At 69.8% G+C, this 2,507-nt stretch carries 1 protein-coding gene; it reads right to left on the bottom strand.

Going from position 1 to position 2,507, the window contains the following annotated elements:
• Window positions 1–58 precede the first annotated feature (58 nt).
• Window positions 59–2,167: a glycogen debranching protein GlgX gene (gene glgX, locus AB8Z36_RS36170; RefSeq protein ID WP_369217630.1), complete on the bottom strand. Its 2,109-nt coding sequence runs from the start codon at window positions 2,165–2,167 to the stop codon at window positions 59–61.
• Window positions 2,168–2,507 lie beyond the last annotated feature (340 nt).

Genomic DNA, 2,507 nt, shown 5'->3' with positions numbered 1-2,507 from the left:
CCCGAGGCCACCGCCGGGGCACCGCGCACCGCCGTCGCGCCGGACGCCGCCGCGGCCGTCACGCGGGCCGCTGAAGCACCGTGAGACTGCGGTCGGTCAGCGTCAGACGGTCACCGGCCTGCACCTTGACCCCCGAGTCCGGCTCCACTCCTTCCCCGAGCGCGGTGTCGACCACGACCTGCCACTGCCGCCCGTGGTTGACCGGGACCACGAACTCGATCGGGTCGGGCGAGGCGTTGAACATCAGCAGGAACGAGTCATCGGTGATCCGTTCGCCGCGCTGCCCCGGCTCCGAGATGGCGTTGCCGTTCATGAACACGCTCAGCGCCCGCGTGTGCGAGGCGTCCCAGTCGCTCTGCTCCATCTCCTCGCCCTCCGGGGTGAACCAGGCGATGTCGGACAGCTCGTCGCGGGTGCCCTGGACCGGGCGGCCGTGGAAGAACCTGCGGCGGCGGAAGACCGGGTGGTCGCGCCGGAGCATCGCCATCGCGCGCGTGAAGGCCAGCAGCGAACTCTCGCCCTCCGGCCAGCGCACCCACGCCACTTCGTTGTCCTGGCAGTAGGCGTTGTTGTTGCCGCCCTGGGTCCGCGCGAACTCGTCGCCGTGGCTGAGCATCGGCACGCCCTGGGAGAGCATCAGCGTGGCGATGAAGTTGCGCATCTGCCGCTCGCGCAGGGCGAGGACGGCCGCGTCGTCGGTGTCGCCCTCGGCGCCGCAGTTCCAGGAGCGGTTGTGGCTCTCGCCGTCCCGGTTGTTCTCGCCGTTGGCCTCGTTGTGCTTGTCGTTGTACGAGACCAGGTCGTGCAGGGTGAAACCGTCGTGGCAGGTGGTGAAGTTGATGGAGGCCAGGGGCCGCCGCCCGTCGTCCTGGTAGAGGTCGGACGAGCCGGTGAGCCGGGAGGCGAACTCCGCCAGGGTGCGCGGCTCGCCCCGCCACAGGTCGCGCACGGTGTCGCGGTACATGCCGTTCCACTCGGTCCACAAGGGCGGGAAATTGCCCACCTGGTAGCCGCCCTCGCCGACGTCCCAGGGCTCGGCGATCAGCTTCACCTGGCTGACGACCGGATCCTGCTGCACCAGGTCGAAGAAGGACGACAGGCGGTCCACCTCGTGGAACTGCCGGGCGAGCGTCGCCGCGAGGTCGAAGCGGAAGCCGTCCACGTGCATGTCGGTGACCCAGTGCCGCAGCGAATCCATGATCATCTGGAGGACGTGCGGCGAGCGCATCAGGAGCGAGTTGCCGGTCCCCGTGGTGTCCATGTAGTAGCGCGGGTCGTCGGTGAGGCGGTAGTACGAGGCGTTGTCCAGGCCCTTGAAGGAGAGGGTGGGGCCCAGGTGGTTGCCCTCGGCGGTGTGGTTGTAGACGACGTCCAGGATCACCTCGATGCCCGCCTCGTGCAGCGCCTTCACGGCCTGCTTGAACTCCAGGACCTGCTCGCCCCGGTCGCCCCAGGACGCGTAGGCGTTGTGCGGGGCGAAGAAGCCGATGGTGTTGTAGCCCCAGTAGTTGTTCAGGCCCATGTCGACCAGGCGGTGGTCGTTCACGAACTGGTGGACCGGCATCAGCTCCAGGGCGGTGACGCCGAGGCCGGTGAGGTGGTCGATGATCGCCGGATGACCGAGGGCCGCGTACGAACCGCGCAGTTCGTCCGGCAGGTCCGGGTGCAGCATCGTCAGGCCCTTCACATGGGCCTCGTAGATCACCGTCTGGTGGTACGGGGTGCGGGGCGGCCGGTCGTCACCCCAGTCGAAGTAGGGGTTGACCACGACCGACGTCATCATGTGCGGCGCCGAGTCCAGGTCGTTGCGCCTGCCGGGGTCGTCGAAGTGGTAGCCGTACACCTCCTCGCCCCAGTCGACGCGCCCGCTGACCGCGCGCGCGTAGGGATCGAGCAGCAGCTTCGCGGAGTTGCAGCGGTGCCCCTGTCCGGGTTCGTAGGGGCCGTGCACACGGAAGCCGTAGCGCTGCCCCGGCATGATGCCGGGGAGGTAGGCATGCCGTACGAACGCGTCGGACTCGCGCAGCTCGATGGCTGTCTCCGAACCGTCGTCGTGCAGCAGACACAGCTCCACGCGCTCCGCGGCCTCGGAGAAGACCGCGAAGTTCGTGCCGGCTCCGTCGTACACGGCACCTAAGGGGTACGCCTGTCCAGGCCAGACCTGCATGCAGAGACTCTTTCACTCACGCCCCCTCGGGTCGGGGCCACATGGGCGAGAGTCTGCCCAAAACTGGGGCAACCACCACGGAGTTGAACCCGTCTAACCCCCTGACCACATACTCGGCATGCCCACAAAAGGGGCGCCAGGGGAGTAGGGGGAGTAAGTGCGCGAAATAGTCAGACGCCACCTGGGGAAGGTGGTGGCGGGCGCGGCGGTCGCGGCGGCCGCCACCGCCCCCCCCCCCCCCCCCCCCCCCCCCCCCCCCCCCCCCCCCCCCCCCCCCCCCCCCCCCCCCCCCCCCCCCCCCCCCCCCCCCCCCCCCCCGGCCGCCACCGCCGTGCTGGTG

Source organism: Streptomyces flavofungini (genome assembly GCF_041028215.1).
Classification (GTDB): Bacteria; Actinomycetota; Actinomycetes; order Streptomycetales; family Streptomycetaceae; genus Streptomyces; species Streptomyces flavofungini_B.
This window is presented reverse-complemented; position numbering and strand designations above follow the sequence as displayed.